Source organism: Desulfobaccales bacterium (assembly GCA_041648175.1).
GTDB lineage: Bacteria > Desulfobacterota > Desulfobaccia > Desulfobaccales > 0-14-0-80-60-11 > 0-14-0-80-60-11.
Genome location: JBAZPO010000014.1, coordinates 78313 through 97098, shown reverse-complemented (window position 1 = coordinate 97098; position 18786 = coordinate 78313). Strand labels below are relative to the sequence as shown.

The following is an 18786-nucleotide window of genomic DNA, read 5'->3' as shown; positions in this document are numbered from 1 at the left end:
TCGCCGCCCATTTCTTGAATGAGTTTTATCAAGGAGGAACTTTGACATGCCTGACGCTGCGAAGTTTACGCACCTGAAGAAACTGGCCACCCTGATCCGTTATTATATTCTCAACATGACCACCCAAGCGGGTTCGGGCCACCCCACTTCGTCTATGTCGGCTACCGAGCTCATGGCAGGCCTCATGTTTGGGGGCATTTTCAGATATGATCTGGATAACCCCAAGCACCCCAACAACGACCGGCTCATCTTTTCCAAGGGACACGCCACGCCCCTGTTTTATTCCCTGTGGGCCGCGGCCGGCAAACTGACCGAAGCCGAAATCATGACCTACCGTCATTTCGGCAGCCCCCTGGAAGGCCACCCCACCATGACGTTCCGCTACACCGAAGCGGCCACCGGGTCGTTGGGACAGGGCCTGTCCATCGGGCTGGGCATCGCCCTAAATGCCAAGTACCTGGACAAATTGCCCTATACGACCTATGTGCTCCTGGGGGACAGCGAAATGGCCGAAGGGTCCCAGTGGGAGACCATGCAGCTGGCGGCCCATTATAAGATGGATAATCTCGTGGCGGTGCTGGATGTCAATCGCCTGGGCCAGCGGGGCGAGACCATGTACGGCTGGGACCTGATGGCTTATGAGGACCGCGTTGCCGCGTTCGGCTGGGAGACCATTCTGGTCAACGACGGCCACTCGTTTCCGGAGGCTATCGCCGCTTACGAGAAGGCCATGACCGTGACCGACAAACCCGTCATGATCATTGCCCATACTATCAAGGGCAAAGGGGTGTCGTTCATCGAGAACATTAATGGCTGGCACGGCAAGACCTTGAACCAGGAACAGTTGGATAAAGCCCTGCCGGAGTTGGGCCCCGTGGACAAGTCGGTCAAAGGTGAGGTCGGCAAACCCGAGGACCTGAAACCCGCGGAGGTCAAGCCTCAGCCCGCGGGAGCCATGACTTATAAGCTGGGCGACTCCCTGGCCACCCGAAAGGCGTACGGCAACGCCTTGAAACGACTCTATCCCCAGTTTCCCAACCTGGTGAGCCTGGACGGCGAAGTGAGCAACTCCACCTATGCCGAAATCTTCGAGGACGCCTATCCCAAGAAATTTTTTGAAATGTACATCGCGGAGCAGAACATGGTGGGCGCCGGGCTGGGTCTGGCCACCCGGGGCAAAATTCCCTTTGTCTCCACCTTTGCGGCCTTTTTCTCCCGGACCTTCGACCAGATTCGTATGAGCCAGTATACTGAGCCCAACTTAAAGTTTGCGGGGTCCCATGCCGGGGTTGCCATCGGCGAAGACGGGCCGTCCCAGATGGGCCTGGAAGACCTGTCCATGTTCCGGTCGGTGCGGGACAGCGTAGTGCTCTACCCCGCGGACGCGGTATCCACCGAACGGCTGGTGGAAGAGGCGCTGCAACATCACGGCATTGTCTATATCCGCACCAGCCGCTCGGCCACGCCCATCATATATGGAGCCGGAGAGACTTTTCCCATCGGGGGCTGCAAGGTGCTGCGCCAGAGCGTCAGCGACGTGGCCACGGTCATCGGCGCCGGGGTTACCCTGTCTGAAGCTCTGGCGGCCTACGACGAGTTACAGAAAGAAGGCATCAATATCCGGGTGATCGATCTGTACAGCGTTAAACCGGTGGATGCGGCTACCCTGCTGGCGGCGGCCAAAGCCACCAAGGGCCTGATCACCGTGGAAGACCATTATCCCGCCGGCGGCATCGGTGAAGCGGTGTTGGGGGCTCTGGCGCCCAACCCGGTGGCGGTCTATTCCCTGGCGGTGACCAAGAAGCCAAAGACCGGCAAGCCCGCGCAACTTCTAGATTTCGAAGAGATCTCCCGGAGTGCCATCGTGAAGTTAGTAAAGCAAATCAAATAGGAGTGATTAAGGAATGGCCGCCGAGGGCGGCGGCCCCACATTTTCAATACGGTGCCTCCTGCTCCCATTATTTGAGTTTTGGCGGGCACGGAGGCCCGCGCCACCGGACCGCCCAATGATTGAATTCGGTGGCACAGCAATCAAAAGCCTCGGGCGCACAGGCTGGAAAGCCTGTGCCACCAAGATGATGCGGCAATCTCATACCGAAAACCGGAAACCGAAAACGGTACTTAAAGGGAGCACGCCATGCGTTTGGGCATCGCCGCTGATCACGGTGGCTTTGAACTGAAAGAGCAGATGAAAGAGGACCTCAAGGGCCTGGGGCACGAGGTGGTAGACTACGGCGCCCATGAGTATACTCCCGCCGACGACTTTCCCGACTTCGTAGTGCCCCTGGCCCGGGCCGTGGCGGCAGGCGAGGTGGAACGGGGCATCGCCTTTTGCGGCAGCGGCGTGGGGGCCTGTGTGGCGGTGAACAAAGTGGCGGGAGCCCGGGGGGCGCTCATCACCGACCCCTTTTCCGCCCACCAGGGGGTGGAGGACGACGACATGAACATCATGTGCCTGGGAGGGCGGGTGACCTGCTATGCCCTGGCCTGGGAGCTGATTCAGAATTTTTTGAAAGCGAGCTTTAAAGGGGAGGAAAGGTTCAAACGGCGGTTGGCCAAAATCAAGGCACTGGAAAAATAGGAGAATCAGGCATGAAAGAGAATCCTTTAGTAAAACTGGGCACCTTTGGCCAGAGCATCTGGCTGGATTATATCCGCCGGCAGATGATCGACTCCGGGGAACTGAAAAAATTTGTTGATGAAGACGGACTCAAAGGGGTCACGTCTAACCCGGCGATTTTCGAAAAGGCCATTGCCGGCTCCGAGGACTACAACGCGGATATCCGGAAGATGGCCCAGGCAGGCAAGTCCATCCAGGAGATCTATCAGACCGTTACCGTGGCGGACGTAGGGCAGGGCGCGGACGTCTTCCGGTCCGTCTATGACCGGGTGGACGGCAAAGACGGCTTCGTCAGCCTGGAAGTCAATCCCCACCTGGCCCACGATACCCAGGGCACCATAGCCGAGGCCCGGCGCTTGTGGCAGGCGCTAAACCGCCCCAATGTCCTGATCAAGGTGCCTGCTACCAAAGAGGGGCTGCCTGCTATCCAAGAGCTCATCAGTGAAGGCATCAACGTCAACGTTACCCTGCTTTTCGGCCTGCCCCGGTATCAGGAAGTGGCAGAAGCCTATATCTCCGGTATGGAAGCCCGGGTGGCCCAGGGCCAACCCACGAACCGGCTGGCGTCCGTGGCCAGTTTCTTCTTGAGCCGCATCGACGTGCTGCTGGACCCCCAACTGGAAAAAATCGCGGCCGCGGGCGGGGCCAAAGCAACGGGGGCGAAGGACCTTGTGGGGCAGATCGCCATCGCCAGCGCCAAAATTGCCTACACCCTCTACCAGGAAATCTTTGGGAGCGAGCGGTTCAAGAAATTGGCGGCTCAGGGGGCCCGGCCTCAGCGCCTCCTGTGGGCCAGCACCAGCACCAAGAACCCGGCGTACCCTGATCTCAAATACGTGGAGCCCCTCATAGGGGAAGAAACCGTGAACACCCTGCCCTTGGAGACCCTGGAAGCCTACCGGGACCACGGCAACCCCGCCTCCCGCCTGACGGAGGAGGTGCCCCGGTCCGCAAGTTTCCTCCAGCGCCTGCCGGAGTTGGGCCTTGACCTTAATCAGGCGACCCAGCAATTGGAGGACGAAGGGGTGGACAAGTTTAACAAGCCCTTTGACTCCCTCATGAAAACTCTGGAGGCCAAGCGCCAAAAGGCCTTGGGGTAAATAATGAGTTCCACCACGATTACGCATATATTTTCGGATATTGGCGGGGTCTTGCTTACCAACGGTTGGGACCGCCACATGCGCCGGGATGCTGCCGCGAGCTTTGCCCTGGACCTGGAGGATTTTAACGACCGGCATAAGATGAGCTTCGACACCTATGAACAGGGTAAACTGAACCTGGACACTTACTTGAACCAGGTGGTGTTTTATAAGGAGCGGCCGTTTAGCCGGGAGGACTTCAAAGAGTTCATGTTCGCCCAGTCCAAGCCCAAGGTGGATATGATCAACCTGGTGAGCGCCCTCAAATGGAAATATCGTTTGAAGACCGCGGCCATCAGCAATGAAGGGCGGGAATTGACTATCTACCGGATCAAGAAATTCGATCTCACGGCCCTGTTCGATTATTTCGTGTCGTCCTGCTTTGTCCATTTCAAAAAACCCGATGTGGACATATACCGCATAGCCCTGGACATCTCCCAGGCGGACCCGGCGCGGTCCGTCTATATTGATGATCGGGCCCTGTTTGTGGAGATCGCCCAGAGCCTGGGATTCCATGGGATCCACCATACCGACTTCGAGGTTACCCGCAGTAAATTAAAGGAGTTGGGGCTGGAGGAGTGAGCAGTAATCAGTAATCAGTGAGCGGTTAGTAGTCAGGTATAAAGAGCCCTTCACTGGCTTCAGGCCCAGCACTAAATTATGAGAAGTTCCTGATGAATGAAAACTTTGAACCTTGAACTTCTCATAAGTGGAGTTTTCTATGAGCAAGCAGGGTTGTGACATCGGCTTGATCGGTCTGGGGACCATGGGGCGTAATTTTGTCCTGAATATGGCCGACCACGGTTTTTCCGTGGCCGTGTATAACCGGACCACCGAGAAGACCAAAGACTTCATGGAAACCGAGGTGGGGTCCCGCACCATCCAAGCCGGCTACAACCTGAAAGAATTCTTAGGGCTGCTGAAACAGCCCCGGGCAATGATCATACTGGTGGCGGCCGGTGATCCGGTGGATATGGTGATCCGGGAGTTGCTTCCGTTGCTTACGCCAGGCGACCTGATCATCGACGGCGGCAATTCCCATTTCACTGATACCAACCGGCGAGGCAAAATCCTCTCCGGCAAAAACCTGAACTTCATGGGCATGGGGATCTCCGGGGGGGAGGCCGGCGCCCGTTATGGCCCCAGCCTGATGCCCGGTGGCCCTTTAGAGATGTACGACCGGGTGGGTCCCATCCTGGAAGCGGCCTCGGCCCATGTCAACGGCGACCCGTGCGTAACTTATCTGGGGCGGGGCTCTGCCGGACACTATGTCAAGATGGTCCATAACGGCATCGAATACGGCATCATGGAACTGATCGTGGAGACCTATGATCTCATGAAGCGGGGTCTGGGCCTGACGCCGCCGGATTTGGCCGCCATCTATGACGGGTGGAACCGGGCCGAGCTTAACTCCTACCTGGTGGAAATCACCGCCAAAATCTTTGCCAAAAAAGACGACCGCACCGGCAAGTTTCTGGTGGATATGATCCTGGATAAAGCCAAGCAGAAAGGCACCGGCATGTGGACCTCCTGGGATGCCATGGACTTGCAGACGGGGACACCCACTACCGACGTGGCGGTGGTCATGCGGGATTTGTCGGGTTATAAGGGTGAGCGCCTGGCCGCGGGCCAGGTTCTGGGCGGACCTGCCCAGACCTTCACCGGGGATAAGAAGCGCTTCATCGGCCAGTTGAAAAACGCCCTGTACGCCAGCATGATCGCCACTTACGCCCAGGGCTTGGCCCTGCTCCATACGGCCTCAAGCACCTATGCCTATAATTTGGATCTGGAGGCAGTGGCCCGCATCTGGCGGGGCGGCTGCATCATCCGGGCGGCACTGCTGGAGGATATCCGCGATGCTTATAAGGCTAAGGCGGACCTGGCGAATCTCCTTATGGACCCCCGCCTGGGCAAGGAATTTCTGAGCCGGGAGGCGGACTTGCGGGAAGTGGTGAAAGTGGCTGTCACCCTGGGGCTGCCGGCCCCGGCCTTGATGGTGACTCTGGGCTACTTCGACGCCTACCGCAGCGCGGTGCTGCCGGCCAACCTGATCCAGGCGCAGCGGGATTTTTTCGGGGCGCATCAATACGAACGCCTCGATGCCCCTGGCAGCTTTCATACAGAGTGGGAGTAGCCAGTGGCCAGTGGTCAGAAAAAGATAGGCCAATGCCTGTTGACAACTATTTGGCCCGCAAGCTAATGGATCTTAGGTAGCATAGGCTTTCCAGCTTGTGCGGCGCAGGCTAAGGCCTGCGGCTACCCTATTTACAAGAGGCGCTTCTGACCACTGACCACTGATAACTGACCACTGCTTTTTGGGAGGTTTTATGAGAACCGATCATCGGCCGGAGCCCACGGTTTTCGTCATCTTCGGGGGCGCCGGCGACCTCGCCTGGCGCAAGCTCATCCCCGCGCTTTACAATCTTTACCTGGACAAGTGGCTGCCGGAGAAATTTTCCATCATCGGCACCGGCCACCGGCATACTACCGACGAAGAATTCCGCCAACACCTCCGGGAGGGCGTGGACAAATTTTCCCGCCGGGGCAAAACTGTAGACGAAGAATGGCAGGGTTTTGCGGCGCACCTGAATTTCATGGCAGCAGACCTGGACAAGCCCGAGGTCTTCGGGGATCTGGCCAAGAAGCTGGCAGACCAGGACAAGAACTGGGATACCAAAGCCAACCGCATCTTTTACCTGAGTCTGCCGCCGCGCATGATCGACCCCATCGCCCGGGAGCTGGGTAAGGCCAAGCTGAACCTGGACCGCAAGCGCTCCCGCATCGTGGTGGAAAAGCCCTTTGGCCATGACCTGGAGTCCGCCCAGAAACTGAACCGCGACCTGGGAGAAATTTTTATAGAATCCCAGATCTTTCGCATCGACCACTATCTGGGCAAAGAGACGGTCCAGAATATTCTGGCCTTCCGCTTTGCCAACACCCTGTTCGAGCCTATTTGGAACCGGCATTACATCGATCACGTGCAGATCACGGTGGCGGAGGCCGAGGGTGTAGGCAGCCGGGCTCACTACTACGACCACGCCGGGACCCTGCGGGACATGCTCCAGAACCACCTGCTCACCATCATGTGCCTCATCGCCATGGAGCCGCCTATCTCCTTCAGCGACAACGAAGTACGCAACAAGAAAGTGGATGTGCTCCGGGCCATAAGGCCCATCCCGCCGGATTCGATTCACCGGTTTGCGGTGCGGGGCCAATACGGGGCCGGTACAATGGACGGCGAGATGGTCAAGGACTACCGCTCCGAAACCGACGTAGCCCCCGATTCTGCTATTGATACCTTTGCGGCAGTCAAACTCGAGGTGGACAACTGGCGTTGGCAGGGGGTGCCCTTTTACCTGCGCACCGGCAAGCGCCTGCCCGCCAAGATTTCGGAGGTCTCCATCCAGTTTAAGGGGGTGCCCCATCAGAGCTTCCCCGCGGCATCGGTGATGGACTGGCGACCTAACCGGCTTATCATTGCCATTCAGCCTGAGGAAGGCATCTTTCTGCGTTTTGAGTCCAAGTATCCGGGTCCGACCATGCGTCTGTCCCCAGTGATGATGCAATTCTTCTACCGGGAGGCCTTTAAAGTGGCTACGCCTGAGGCCTATGAGACCCTGTTGCTGGACGTCATGGTGGGAGATGCCACCCTGTTCATGCGGGCGGACCAGACTGAGGTCGCCTGGTCCATACTCATGCCGGTCCTGGATGTGTGGAACACCATCACCCCCACCGACTTTCCCAACTATGCCGCAGGCACCTGGGGGCCGGATGCAGCCGATATGTTGATGGCCCAGGACGGTCGCAGTTGGATAACGCCCACGTTTCTCCAATGTCAGACAGACCAGCCAGTCTGCCGGGTCACCATGGTGCAGCCATGATCAAGGTGTACCCTGACCTGGAGTCCTTGAGCCGGGCCGCGGCAGCATTGTTGGTGAAACAGGCCAACCTGGCCGTGGCCGCCCGGGGCCGGTTCAGCGTGGCCCTGTCAGGGGGCAACACCCCCCGGCGCACCTATGAATTGCTGGCCGGTCTGCCCTTCAAGGAACAGGCTCCCTGGCATCGTTTGCATATTTTTTGGGGGGATGAGCGCTGCGTGCCTCTGGATGATCCACGCAGCAACGCCCGCATGGCCAGGGAGGCCTGGCTGGACCACGTACCCATCCCGGCAGGGCAGATCCACTTCCTGAATTGCGCCCAAACGCCGGCGGAAGCCGCCAGGCAGTACGAAGCGCAACTGCGGCAATTCTTTGCGGGACGCCCCCCCCGCCTGGACCTGGTGTTATTAGGGCTGGGGGACAACGGCCACACGGCCTCACTGTTCCCGGGTACGCCGGTGCTCAAGGAAACCGAGCGCTGGACCGCGGAAGTCTATGTGGCCGAGCAGGACCTCTATCGGGTCACTCTGACTGCTCCGTTCATCAACCAGGCAGCGCTGGTGGCTTTTTTGGTGGCGGGCGCAGGCAAGGCCGAGGTCCTCCGGGACATCCTGCACGGTCCCCGGGACCCGGAGCGTCTGCCGGCCCAACTCATTGACCCGCAATCGGGGGAGATTCTCTGGCTGACGGACCTTGAAGCGGCCGCAAGGGTAAAGGACGAAGCCAGTTACATCGCTTAAGGTGCAAGAATCCTTCGGGGGCAGGGGCATTGCCAGGCACCGTTCCCCTGAGAGAGGTTTTGGCGAACAAAATTCCTCCCGGCAGCATTCCCGCCTTGATTTTTCTCTGATGCAAAGGGTAAGTTGAACCAAGACCCGGCCTGTGATTGTCAAAAAGGGGAAACTGGAGCGTCTATGAAAAAACTGTCTGCCTCGATATTATCAGCAGATTTCGGCCGCCTGGCGGAGCAGGTGAAGGAAGCGGAGCAGGCCGGCGTTGATTGGATTCACGTGGATGTCATGGATGGGCATTTTGTCCCCAATATCACCATCGGTCCGGCAGTGACCCAGGCCCTCAAGCAGGCTACCACCCTGCCCATGGATGTACACCTGATGATCAGCAATCCCGAGCGCTACGTCGAAGATTTTGTCAGGGCCGGGGCCGACTGGCTGGGGATTCATGTGGAAGCCACGGTGCACCTGGAACGGCTTATCCAGCAGATCAAGGAAGCCGGGGCCAAAGCGACGGTGACCCTGAACCCGGCTACTCCCTTGAACTGCCTGGAATATGTGCTCAAGGAAGTGGACATGGTGCTGCTGATGACGGTGAATCCGGGCTTTTCCGGGCAGAAATTCATCCCCGGGGTCCTCCCCAAGATACGGCGGCTGCGGCAGATGATTGACGCACAGAACCTGCCCACGCTTATCCAGGTGGATGGCGGAGTGCATGTGGACACGGTGAAAGACCTGGTGGCTGCGGGCGCGGATGTGTTCGTATCCGGTTCCGGGCTTTTCAATAAGAAACCCATTGCGGAAAACGTCCGGCGGCTCCGGGAATTGATGGCTTAGCCACGATACTGTTCATTTAAGCAAGTGTAGAGAATGGGTCCCCGCCCGGTTTAAAAAACGTCACTGGCCGGGCGGGGAAACCCCGCCCCTACGTCCGAGCGGACTTTACCGCGACATCGACAATGGTAAAGGCTGGGCGGGTGACATAGCTCCTTCCAGCTCTCAGCGCCGGAGAAACCTTGCCAGTTGGCGGCCGTAGTATTCTTTGGCGTCTTCGTCGGCGGGCCGGCTGAAGGTGGTGGCCCCTTTGCCTTCCGGGGCCTTTTTTAGGACAATCCCCTTTTCCCCGAAAATCTTCAAGGCATTTTGGAAGGTGGCTTCCGAGAGGGCCTCGCTGCGCTCCACTTCGCCCAGCTTGAAAAGTTTCTGGCCGATGGACTGGATACGCTTCAAGAATTCCTTCTCGCTCCGGGGCTTTTTCTGGAGATACTTCATGGAGCGCAGCACCACCCAATAGGACTCCAGGTAGTTGAACAGCAGGTTGGCGAAGTAGACCAGTTCTTTGAGGCCGGAAGCCGACAGGGTATAGGAGGCCTCCTCGGGATCGAGATTGATCACTACTCCTCGGGATTGGAAATAGGCCAGGGTTTGGGTTATCTGGGCCTGGGGATCGGCATCGCTGAAAATGAATTCGTTCCGGAAAAAATCCTGAAGGAAGCCATAATCCTCAAGGATTTGGGCCCGGTTGAATTCGAAACCCTGGCGGGCCAGGATTCCAAGGGAAACCATGGCCGCGGGCAGGAAGAAATGGAGAATATTGTTTTTGTAGTATTCCAAAAGTGGGCGTTTGGTCTCATCGATGCTGTAGCCGCCCAACCCTAATTCATCAGTCAAACCCTCTTCCTTCTCGATAGGGGTGACGAGCTTGCGGGACTCGCACAGGGTCAGAGTATCCTCTACCGCCTGATTGAGATCCTCCAGGGAATCGGCCTCAGGCACCTTCTGGGCCTTGAGATAATCAAAGAGAACCTGGATGATTTGCAGCAGTTCCCGGCGGTAGACGCCTTTCCTGGGATAAGTGAGGAGAGCGGCGCAGACCAGGGAGAAGGGGGTGACCACGGAAATCTGATTAATGGCCTGGATGATGCGGTAAGCCAGTTCCTGGCCATGGTGACGGGCCTGAACCTCTCCGGGCTCCGTCTGGTGTAACTGGGACAGGTAGTTTTTCAGGGACAGGGGTTCGCCGAACTGGATATAGGCCCGGCCGTAACTTTTCTTGAGAAATTTTCGGGCATGGACCAGTTGGCCCATCGATTCCGTCTCTTTTTTGCCGCCCTCCAACTCCTTGAGATAGGCTTTTTCCTCCAACACCTGGTCATAACCGATGAAGGTGGGGACAAAGAGAATATCGGGAGCGGCCCCTTCATCGTAGGTCCGAAGGATCATATTGAGGAGTCCCAGCTTGGGCAGCACCAATTTGCCGGTGCGGCTGCGCCCCCCTTCAATAAAGAACTCCAGGTTAAAGCCGGTTTTGATCAGGGTCTTGATGTAGGTGTAGAGCACCTCGGCATACAGTTTGCCGCCCAGGAACCGGCGGCGGATGAAAAAAGCGCCGGAGCCCCGGAAAATCGGGCCTAAGGGCCAGAAGGAGAGGTTCTTGCCTGCGGCAATGCGCGGCGATTGCATGTGGTGTTGGAAAATGAGGTTATTAAGGATGAGGTAATCCAGGTGGCTTTTGTGGCACGGCACGAAAATCAGGCCGCCCCGTTGGTTGGCTTCCCGCACCTTCTCGAACCCCTGCTCATCAAAGACAATGCCGTCGAACAGATGCTGGGATAGCCAACTCACCATTTTATGCATGCTGCTGGTGTAAAACACGCTGGGATCGGCGGAGATTTCCCAGAAGTAATCCTGGGCCGTCTTCTTGATTTTGGCGAGCTTCTTTTTTTCGGTTTCCGCCAGGTGCTCCATGGACTGGCTCAGGGCCGGGTCGGTGAGGGTGAGTTCCATGACTTCTTCCCGGGACTTGACCACCGGTCCGGTAATCACCCGCCGCTGCAAGTCGAGACGCTGAATCATTTCTCGCCGGATATGCTGGGCCAGATCGCGCAGGCGGACGTCGTCAGCCGCGGCGGCCAGGGCCTCTTTGAGGTTCACCGGCTCCGCCACTTCCACTACCGCGCCCTTGGCCTTGAGGATGCACAGACCCAGCTTCCGCAGCCGGCCGGGGTTTTCGCTATCGCCGAAAAAGAGCTGCCATAACCCCTTGTAATCCCGGAAGGGGATCTTTTCGTACATCACCATTTGGGGGACCAGAAAAATCGGGAAATCCACCTGTTCCTGGATCTCCAGGAGATGGCGGATGGGGTCTTCCCGGGGCTTGAGGAAGCGCTGCCGGAACCCCACCTGGTCCACCAGAAAGAGGAGGGAGCCGCGTTTCTCCTGAATGGTCTTGAGGAAATAACCATCCTGGAAAGGATTGGGCCAGGAGCGGCGCCGGGTAAAATAATTGACCGCAGCGGAGATGATCTGAATCAGATGGGACAGGGGCTGCCACATCCACAGGTTCAGGTCAAAGGCCACTTCCGGGGCCACCACACCCAGTTTTTGATAACGTCGGTTAAAGAACAGAAAATCTATATGGCTGCGGTATTTCAAGGCATAAACCACTGCGCCCTGTTGAGACAGCTCCTGCAACCGCTCCAGATGGCGGGGGTTCACCGTAACCCGTTTGAAGAACGGGTCCAGAGTATAGCGCAACAAGAATCCCGGGCGGCTGGGCAGATACCCGGCGTAATGGTAATCATATCCCCCCATCCAACCGGCCAGGCGACCGAGCACCTGTCCCAGCCAGCTACGGGGCTTTTCGGCACCGGGGGTGTCACCGCCTGCGCCCGGTTTTTCCATGTCGGTGTGCATCATAAACCTCTGATTATCCTTATCTCGTGAATATATAGGTCAGTCCACAAAGATGTCAATGTAATACAGTTTTCAGTTATCGGTTACCGGTGAAGATAGCCAAATTATCAATAAATTCAAGGGAAGCGAGTATTTGTACTTTCAGGGAATCGGCAAGATCACCCAGGGATTAGGATGCGGAGGGTGGCTCCAGATCAGTTTCCGCCGGCACCGGGGCGGACTCCGGCTCCTGACCCCGACTGTGGGGTCCGCCGAACACCCGGACCGTCAGGATGGAGAGTTCATACATGGCATACAGCGGTATGGCGATGGCCGCCATGGTGAGCACGTCGGCGTGAAAGGCCGCCACCACGGCACTGAGCAGGAACGCCACCCGCCGCTGGCGACGCAAGAAATCTACCCGGACTATCCCAACCCGAGCCAGGATCAACAGGATCAGGGGCAGTTCAAAGATCAACCCGAACAGCAGGAGCAGGCGCAGGCAGAAATTGACAAACTGAGTCAGGTTGAGCATGGAGAATAGGAAGTCGCTCTCAAAGCGCATGGAGAAGGAGATGATCAGGGGCCATACCATTTTGAGGAAAAAGATATCTCCCAGGATGAAGGCGATCGTGCCGACGGGAAGAAAATAGTAAATAATCTTCTTTTCCTTAGGGTAAAGGGCGGGGGCAAAAAACAGCCACATCTGGTAAAGGATGAGGGGAAAGGCCAAAGCCAGGCCGGTGATCATGGCAATCTTCATCTGGACGAAAAAGGGCTCCAGCGGGGCCATGTAGTTCAATCGGTGGGGGTTAACTTTGGGAGGCTCCGGGTGTAAACCCAGGCGTTGGGCCAGACTGGGAAATTTCTGCATAACCCAGGATTCCGCGGCATACGACCATTCCTGGGTCACCGAGGGTTCCTGCAAGGGGCGGGTGATGTATTTCTGCACCGTGGGGACTAAAGGCCAGGCAATGGCCATGCAAATGAGGACGGCCACCACGCAGACAATGAGACGCTGGCGCAACTCTTCCAGGTGCTCTAAAAATGACATGGTGGTCATCTCGGAAAATTCTCTCGGGCAGATCCGGGTGGGAGGTCTAATCTCCTCACCCCTAATCGGTCAGCGCACCGTAACCCCCAAAAACTATGATAAAACATAGCGCATTTTATCCCATGATCCCGCCATTCGCAACGTGAGGCAAATCGTTTAGTCCTGCTTCGGGGGCACGACGTCTTTGCCTCGGGAGGCCTGGATGGCCGGATTTTTCTTAAATGGACAATACAAGGGATCACCGATGAGGATTTGCATCCAGGAGACCTGCGGCACGGTAAGAAAGTAAACCTCTATCAAGGTCAGTTTGCCGGTCATCAGTATGGGGAAAAACTGGTCCGGAAGAGGAAAGGAGTTTAGATAGGGTTCGGTCACCGGCCCCAGGGTGGCAGCCACCCCTTCCTCCAGCATGCGTTTGCACCAGACTTTGCCGTCCGGCTTCTTCAAGGTGGTGGCCTCATAGCTGGCCACGTGGTAGCCCACCGCGCCTTTTTGCCATTTGAAGGCGGGCACGTAGTTGCCCGCGGAATACCAGCCGCAGTAGAGGGCCGCATCCGGGCAGGAACCCGGTGGAAAGACCGCGGGCTTTTTATCCAGAACCACCTTCATCGCAGAGTATTTCGCCATCAGATCAGAGAGGCGCAGTAAGTGTTCATCAAACCAGGCATAATTGCCCGTTGCGGCTTTGCCCGAAAGCCCCCGGGCGTCAATATAAAAGACACCGTTCAGGCCCGTTTTTTCCACGGCCAAAGCATCGTCCACCAGGCGCCGGGCAATGGCGGGGGTGGGGCCGTCCAGGCGGCCCACCATAACGGTATGATCTCGAACGGCGCGAATGAACGAGAGGCGGTTAAACGTTAAGTTCCAGGGATTGGGAAGCCAGCCGGTTTTTTGATAGGGACCGGCAATTATTAGGGTTAATTCACTATCCACTGCCGCTATGGTTTGGTGATTCTCATACTGTAGCCGGGCCTCAAACCAGAATTTCATTTCTCCCAGGAGTCCGCGGGTAGAGCCGATAGCCGCCGCGGTTTTCTGGGCGGTGTCCGGCAAGATACCCCGAAACATTCCTTCTTCCACTTCTTGTTTGTCGTCCTGATTTAAGCCCAAGAATTCTCTTTGCCGCGGGGGCAAATGCCTGTCCCGTTTCTGGGCGGTTCTTGCCATCAAGGCTTGGGCTTCGGGGGAGACCCCGCCCAATTTAATCAACAGGGACGTGATCTCGGATCGATTTTTTGGGTCTGCGGGCTGCTTTTGCAAATATGCTACTCCCCGCTGGTATGACTGCTGGGCCATGGTCAGGATTTGCCGCGGGGTATAGGTCAGTTTTTTGGAGGGCTCGCCCCAAACGGGTTTGCCTGGTAAGGCAGGCAAGGCCGGGGTCAATTGGTCCAGCCTCATAGCCAGTTCCATGACCTGTTTTTGATATTCGTTAAGCTTTTGGGTAGCGAGTTCCCCAAGGGCCTGATCCGCTTTGGTGGCCGGGGCCGCCCCCACCCGCAAGGGGATGCCGTAAGCGAGCAGAATGGCCGGAGTCCTGCCTTGGGTCTTGAGTTTATTCACCAGGGTTCTTACCGGAGGGGTCAATTTCTCGTCAAACTCCTTCCGGGACATGTCTTCCGTGGAAGAAACCTCCACCCCCACCAGATTATCAGGCGGCACCTGGCGTTTTTCGGCGTAATAGGCGGCCACGGCCTGGCTGTCGGGCACGTTGCGATTGTAAACGACGATGAGGTCTTGGGCCGATAAGGCCAGCGCCCCGGAAGGAAGCGAAACCAGGGCGCACCAGGCCAGGAGAATGATCAGGCAGAATTGCCGATAGCTTAGGCGAGGGGGATTCATGGCTGGTCCTCTTAGCCGCAGGATAGGTCAGGCGCCTTCCCGCAACCTCCGGGCCTCGCCCACCCGGACCGTGGTGCGGGTGGAGTCGAAGTATTCCAGGAGGGGGATGGTGAATTTGCGGCTGGTTTGGGTCAGGTCCTTGAACTGGTTAACGGTAATCTCTTGGTTTTTCTTGAGAAAATCGATAAGCGCGGCCTTCAGTTCATGCATAGCGGCCTGATGAAAATAGAGGTCTTCTTTAACCTTGATCAGCCGGGTCTGGTTGACCAAGACCTGGAGGAGTTGTTTGACTTTATCGGGGGGGATCTTCAGGGCCTCGGTGGCCTCCTTGAAGGTGGGCGGCGAGAAATGGCCCCGGCGATACAGCTCGTCCAGGCGGCGGGAGAGGTCCTCCTGGTCCTGGCCCAGGGTCACCTTATGGGTAGTCAGGCGCACCAGGTCCTTTTCAGAGACGATCCGTTTCTTTTGGGCCAGATCGCCCAGAAGATAGTTGAACAGGCGGACCTCCATGGCGGCAGGCAGTTGCCGCCGCAACTCTTCTTTGGACAGGCCGGGCTTGAGCGGGAATTTCCGGTGGTAATCGGTTAAGAGCTGCTGTGCCCGTTGTTCCAGTTCCTGGAGGGTGGCGGTCAAAAGATAGCGCTGATTCTCCTGGTCATAATTGAGGACCTGGCCCTTGAGCATGAGCGCGTTCAGCAGATTGGCCAAGTCGCTTGGGTCCCAGGGCAAAAGCGCCGTGAGTTCGGCCCGGGAGCGGCCCGCGGCTCCGGTTTCGGCCAGATAGAGGCGCAGGATGTCTTCCGGCGCGCCCTGCTCCAGGGTTTTCAGGTGGTCCAGCAATTCGGGTTGGCGCCGTTTGTGCCGGGTGGGGTTGACGTGGAGGACGATGCCGCCCCCCCAGGTAAAGGCCGGGGAGAAGCTACGGATCACCAGGCGGTCGCCGGGTTTCAGGGCCAGAGGTTCCCTCAGGAAAAATTGGACGTACCCCGAGGCCCCCGGGGCAAACTCATCCGCGTCCAGGATCAGCGGCATGGCGACACTCTCGCTGGTGCCGGTATGGAAGCGCACCGCCTGGCGGTGTTTAAGCGGCCGCGGGGCGCTGGGGAGGACCTCCAGATAAGCGTCCAGGCGGCGGCTGGAGATCAAAGCTCCTGAGGGCGCCACCACCATGCCCCGGGCCACTTCCTCTTTTTCGAGGCCCTGGAGGTTGATGGCGGTGCGGTTGCCGGCCAGGGCCGACTCGACGGTGTGACCGTGTACCTGCAGACCCCGGACCTTGGCCTTAAAGGCCGGGGGATAGATGTTCACCGCCTCGCCTACCTTCAAGCGGCCGGAAATGGCGGTGCCGGTGACCACGGTGCCGAAACCCTTGATGGTAAAGACCCGGTCGATGGGCAGGCGGAAGATGCCGGTGACCGGCTTGGGGGGCACCTGGGCGGCCAGTTCGCCTAAGGTCGCGAGCAGGTGTTCCTTGCCGCGGCCTGTGACCGCGGAGAAGCGCTCCATGGGTGCGCCTTCCAGGAAGGTGCCCTTAAGCGCGTCCTTCACCTCTTCCTCCACCAGGTCCAGCCAGTCTTCTTCCACCAGGTCAACCTTGGTGAGGACCACCAGACCCTGCTTGACCTTAAGGAGCTGGCAAATCTCCAGGTGCTCCCGGGTCTGGGGCATGACGCCTTCGTCCGCGGCAATGACCAGGGCCACCAGGTCCATGCCGGAAGCGCCGGCCACCATGTGACGCACGAAGCGCTCGTGGCCGGGCACATCCACGATCCCTAAGTGCTGGCCGGAGGGCAGTTCCAACTCGGCAAAGCCCAGCTCGATGGTGATGCCCCGGAGCTTTTCTTCCTTGAGGCGGTCCGGGTCGGTCCCGGTCAAGGCCTTGATCAGGGCACTTTTGCCGTGGTCAATGTGGCCAGCGGTGCCTAGAATGATGGGAGCAGTAGTCATAGGTTTCAGGTTTCAGGTTCCAGGTTTCAGGGGTTTTCTCGTTCCCAAGTTGTACTTGGGAACGCAATTTTGGCCCAAGCTTGGCTTGGGCACCTTTGACTTATGGAACCTTCCAATTAAGACACGGATTCATCAACAAAGCAAAGCTTTGCCAATCAATGGGGTTCCCAAGCGCAGCTTGGGAACCAGAATAATAACAGGTCCACCCGCCAGAGACATTCCCATCGCCAAGCTGGAGCTTGGTAACGAGGGGTATTCGCCTTATTTCATTTAACACTGACCACTGACCCCTGGCAACTGCTAACTGTCTGACCCTAACCTCTGAAACCTGACACCTGCCCCTACCTCGGGAGTTCGCGGGAAATGACAAAGTGGTCCCGGGCAAACTGGGGCTGGGGGGTTAATTCTACCTGGACCTGGTGCTCTCTGGTGAGGCGGTCCAGGAGGGGGGCGGACTCGTCCTGCAAAATTTTGGTGACCTGGGGGTGGGCCGAAAGCTGCAGGCGGCAGCCGGGGAACTCCCGGGCTTCGGCGGTGAGCTGGCGCATGATGTCGCAGGCCAGGGTCCGGGGCGTCAAGGTCAGGCCCTTGCCGTTACAGGCGCTGCAATTCTCCATGATCGTCTGGGCCAGACTGTCCCGGACCCGCTGCCGGGTCATCTCGACCAGCCCCAGAGAGGAGATGGGCAGCGCCGTGGTCTTGGCCCGGTCCCGGGAAAGGGCCTGCACAAAGGTCTGGTAGACTAAGTCCCGGTTGGCCGCCTTTTCCTGGTCGATAAAGTCGATGACGATGAGACCGCCGATATTGCGGAGCCTTAGTTGCCGGGCGACCTCCTTGGCGGCTTCCAGGTTGGTCTTGAGGATGGTCTCCTCCAGGTGGTTGCGGCCCACAAATTTGCCGGTATTGACGTCGATGGCGGTGAGGGCTTCGGTTGCTTCGATGAGCAGATAACCGCCGCTTTTGAGCCAGACCCGGGGGGCCAGGAGCTTGTGCCAATCGAGGTCCAGGCCGAAATGGCTGAAGATGGGCTCAGGCTCGGTATAGAGTTCCACCCGGTATTTATCCCAGGGGTTGAGGGATTCCAGGTAATCGGCGATGCCCTCGAACGCGGCGGGGTCATCCACCAGCACCCGGTCGACTTCGGGGGAATAGAGCTCCCGCACCACCCGGCGTCCGGCTTCCATTTCCTGGTGGAGAAGGGAAGGACAAGAGGCCGGGCCTTTTCTGCGCAGAATGCGTTGCCACACGCCCAGAAGCACGTCCCGTTCCCGGGACATCTTCTCCAGGTTTTGGTCCCGGCTGGCGGTGCGGGCGATGAGGCCGCCTTCGGCGGGTTTCAATTCTTCCAGGAGGGCCTTGAGGCGCTGGCGCTCGGCCTCATCAGTGATGCGGCGGGAAATCCCCAGTTGCACCAAAGTGGGCATATAGACCAGATAATGACCGGCCAGGCTGATGTGGGTGGTGAGGCGGGCGCCTTTGTTCGCCGCGGGGCCGCGCAAAACCTGGACCAACAGGTCTTGGCCCTCATGGAGCAGGTCGGTGATGGAAGGAGCCGGGAGCCGCCGGCCGGATGGGGTCTCGTTGACTTCGTCCTTGAGCCAAAGCTGGAAGAATTCATCTTCCTGGGTCGTGACATCTTCGGCAAAGAGATAGGCGGGCCGGTCCATGCCCACATCCACAAAGGCCGCGGACATGCCGGGCAGAAGCTTGACTACACGGCCCTTATAGATGTTGCCCACCGGGCCGTATTGGGACCGGCCTTCCACATAGAATTCGGCCAGGCGGCCGTCTTCGACGAAAGCCACCCGGGTGTCGCAGGCGGTGACGCTGATTAAGAGCAAATTGGCCATAAAGTTAATATATCCGTGATCAGTGAGCAGCACGCAGCAGGGCGACCACT

Annotated in this window: 13 protein-coding genes; 8 read left to right on the top strand and 5 right to left on the bottom strand. The window is 58.2% G+C overall.

Annotated elements, in window-relative coordinates; all coding sequences use genetic code 11:
* Positions 1–46 precede the first annotated feature (46 nt).
* The 8 genes from WC600_13400 (at position 47) to rpe (ending at position 9205) form a co-directional block, all read left to right on the top strand.
* A complete protein-coding gene (locus WC600_13400) occupies positions 47–1891 on the top strand; it encodes a transketolase (protein MFA4903725.1) in 1845 nt (614 codons plus the stop codon).
* Between the two features lie 246 nt (positions 1892–2137).
* Positions 2138–2581 carry an RpiB/LacA/LacB family sugar-phosphate isomerase gene (locus tag WC600_13395; GenBank protein MFA4903724.1) on the top strand — a complete coding sequence of 148 codons (444 nt, stop codon included), beginning with the start codon at positions 2138–2140 and terminating at the stop codon, positions 2579–2581.
* Between the two features lie 11 nt (positions 2582–2592).
* The gene (gene tal, locus WC600_13390; protein ID MFA4903723.1) at positions 2593–3720 is read left to right on the top strand and encodes a transaldolase; all 1128 of its coding nucleotides are present in this window, start codon (positions 2593–2595) and stop codon (positions 3718–3720) included.
* Positions 3721–3723: 3 nt separating this feature from the next.
* A complete protein-coding gene (locus WC600_13385; GenBank protein ID MFA4903722.1) occupies positions 3724–4341 on the top strand; it encodes an HAD-IA family hydrolase in 618 nt (205 codons plus the stop codon).
* 139 nt (positions 4342–4480) lie between these two features.
* Entirely contained in the window at positions 4481–5893 is a 1413-nt protein-coding gene (gene gndA, locus WC600_13380) for an NADP-dependent phosphogluconate dehydrogenase (GenBank protein ID MFA4903721.1), read from the top strand.
* Positions 5894–6086: 193 nt separating this feature from the next.
* Positions 6087–7640: a glucose-6-phosphate dehydrogenase gene (zwf, locus tag WC600_13375; protein ID MFA4903720.1), complete on the top strand. Its 1554-nt coding sequence runs from the start codon at positions 6087–6089 to the stop codon at positions 7638–7640.
* Complete coding sequence (pgl, locus tag WC600_13370) at positions 7637–8377, top strand: 6-phosphogluconolactonase (GenBank protein ID MFA4903719.1); 741 nt, start codon at positions 7637–7639, stop codon at positions 8375–8377. Before zwf ends, pgl begins: the two co-directional genes overlap by 4 nt.
* A gap of 174 nt (positions 8378–8551) precedes the next feature.
* A complete protein-coding gene (rpe, locus tag WC600_13365; protein MFA4903718.1) occupies positions 8552–9205 on the top strand; it encodes a ribulose-phosphate 3-epimerase in 654 nt (217 codons plus the stop codon).
* 162 nt (positions 9206–9367) lie between these two features.
* Here the strand turns inward: rpe and WC600_13360 are convergent, their stop codons facing one another.
* From WC600_13360 to WC600_13340, 5 genes are all read right to left on the bottom strand, one after another.
* On the bottom strand, positions 9368–12067 hold the full coding sequence (locus WC600_13360; protein MFA4903717.1) for a 1-acyl-sn-glycerol-3-phosphate acyltransferase: 2700 nt from the start codon (positions 12065–12067) through the stop codon (positions 9368–9370).
* Positions 12068–12233: 166 nt separating this feature from the next.
* On the bottom strand, positions 12234–13106 hold the full coding sequence (gene tatC, locus WC600_13355; GenBank protein MFA4903716.1) for a twin-arginine translocase subunit TatC: 873 nt from the start codon (positions 13104–13106) through the stop codon (positions 12234–12236).
* A 147-nt stretch (positions 13107–13253) separates the two neighbouring features.
* Positions 13254–14939: a TIGR03790 family protein gene (locus tag WC600_13350; protein MFA4903715.1), complete on the bottom strand. Its 1686-nt coding sequence runs from the start codon at positions 14937–14939 to the stop codon at positions 13254–13256.
* A gap of 27 nt (positions 14940–14966) precedes the next feature.
* Positions 14967–16886: a selenocysteine-specific translation elongation factor gene (gene selB, locus WC600_13345; protein MFA4903714.1), complete on the bottom strand. Its 1920-nt coding sequence runs from the start codon at positions 16884–16886 to the stop codon at positions 14967–14969.
* Positions 16887–17227: 341 nt separating this feature from the next.
* On the bottom strand, positions 17228–18736 hold the full coding sequence (locus tag WC600_13340) for an Rne/Rng family ribonuclease (GenBank protein ID MFA4903713.1): 1509 nt from the start codon (positions 18734–18736) through the stop codon (positions 17228–17230).
* Positions 18737–18786: the final 50 nt, after the last annotated feature.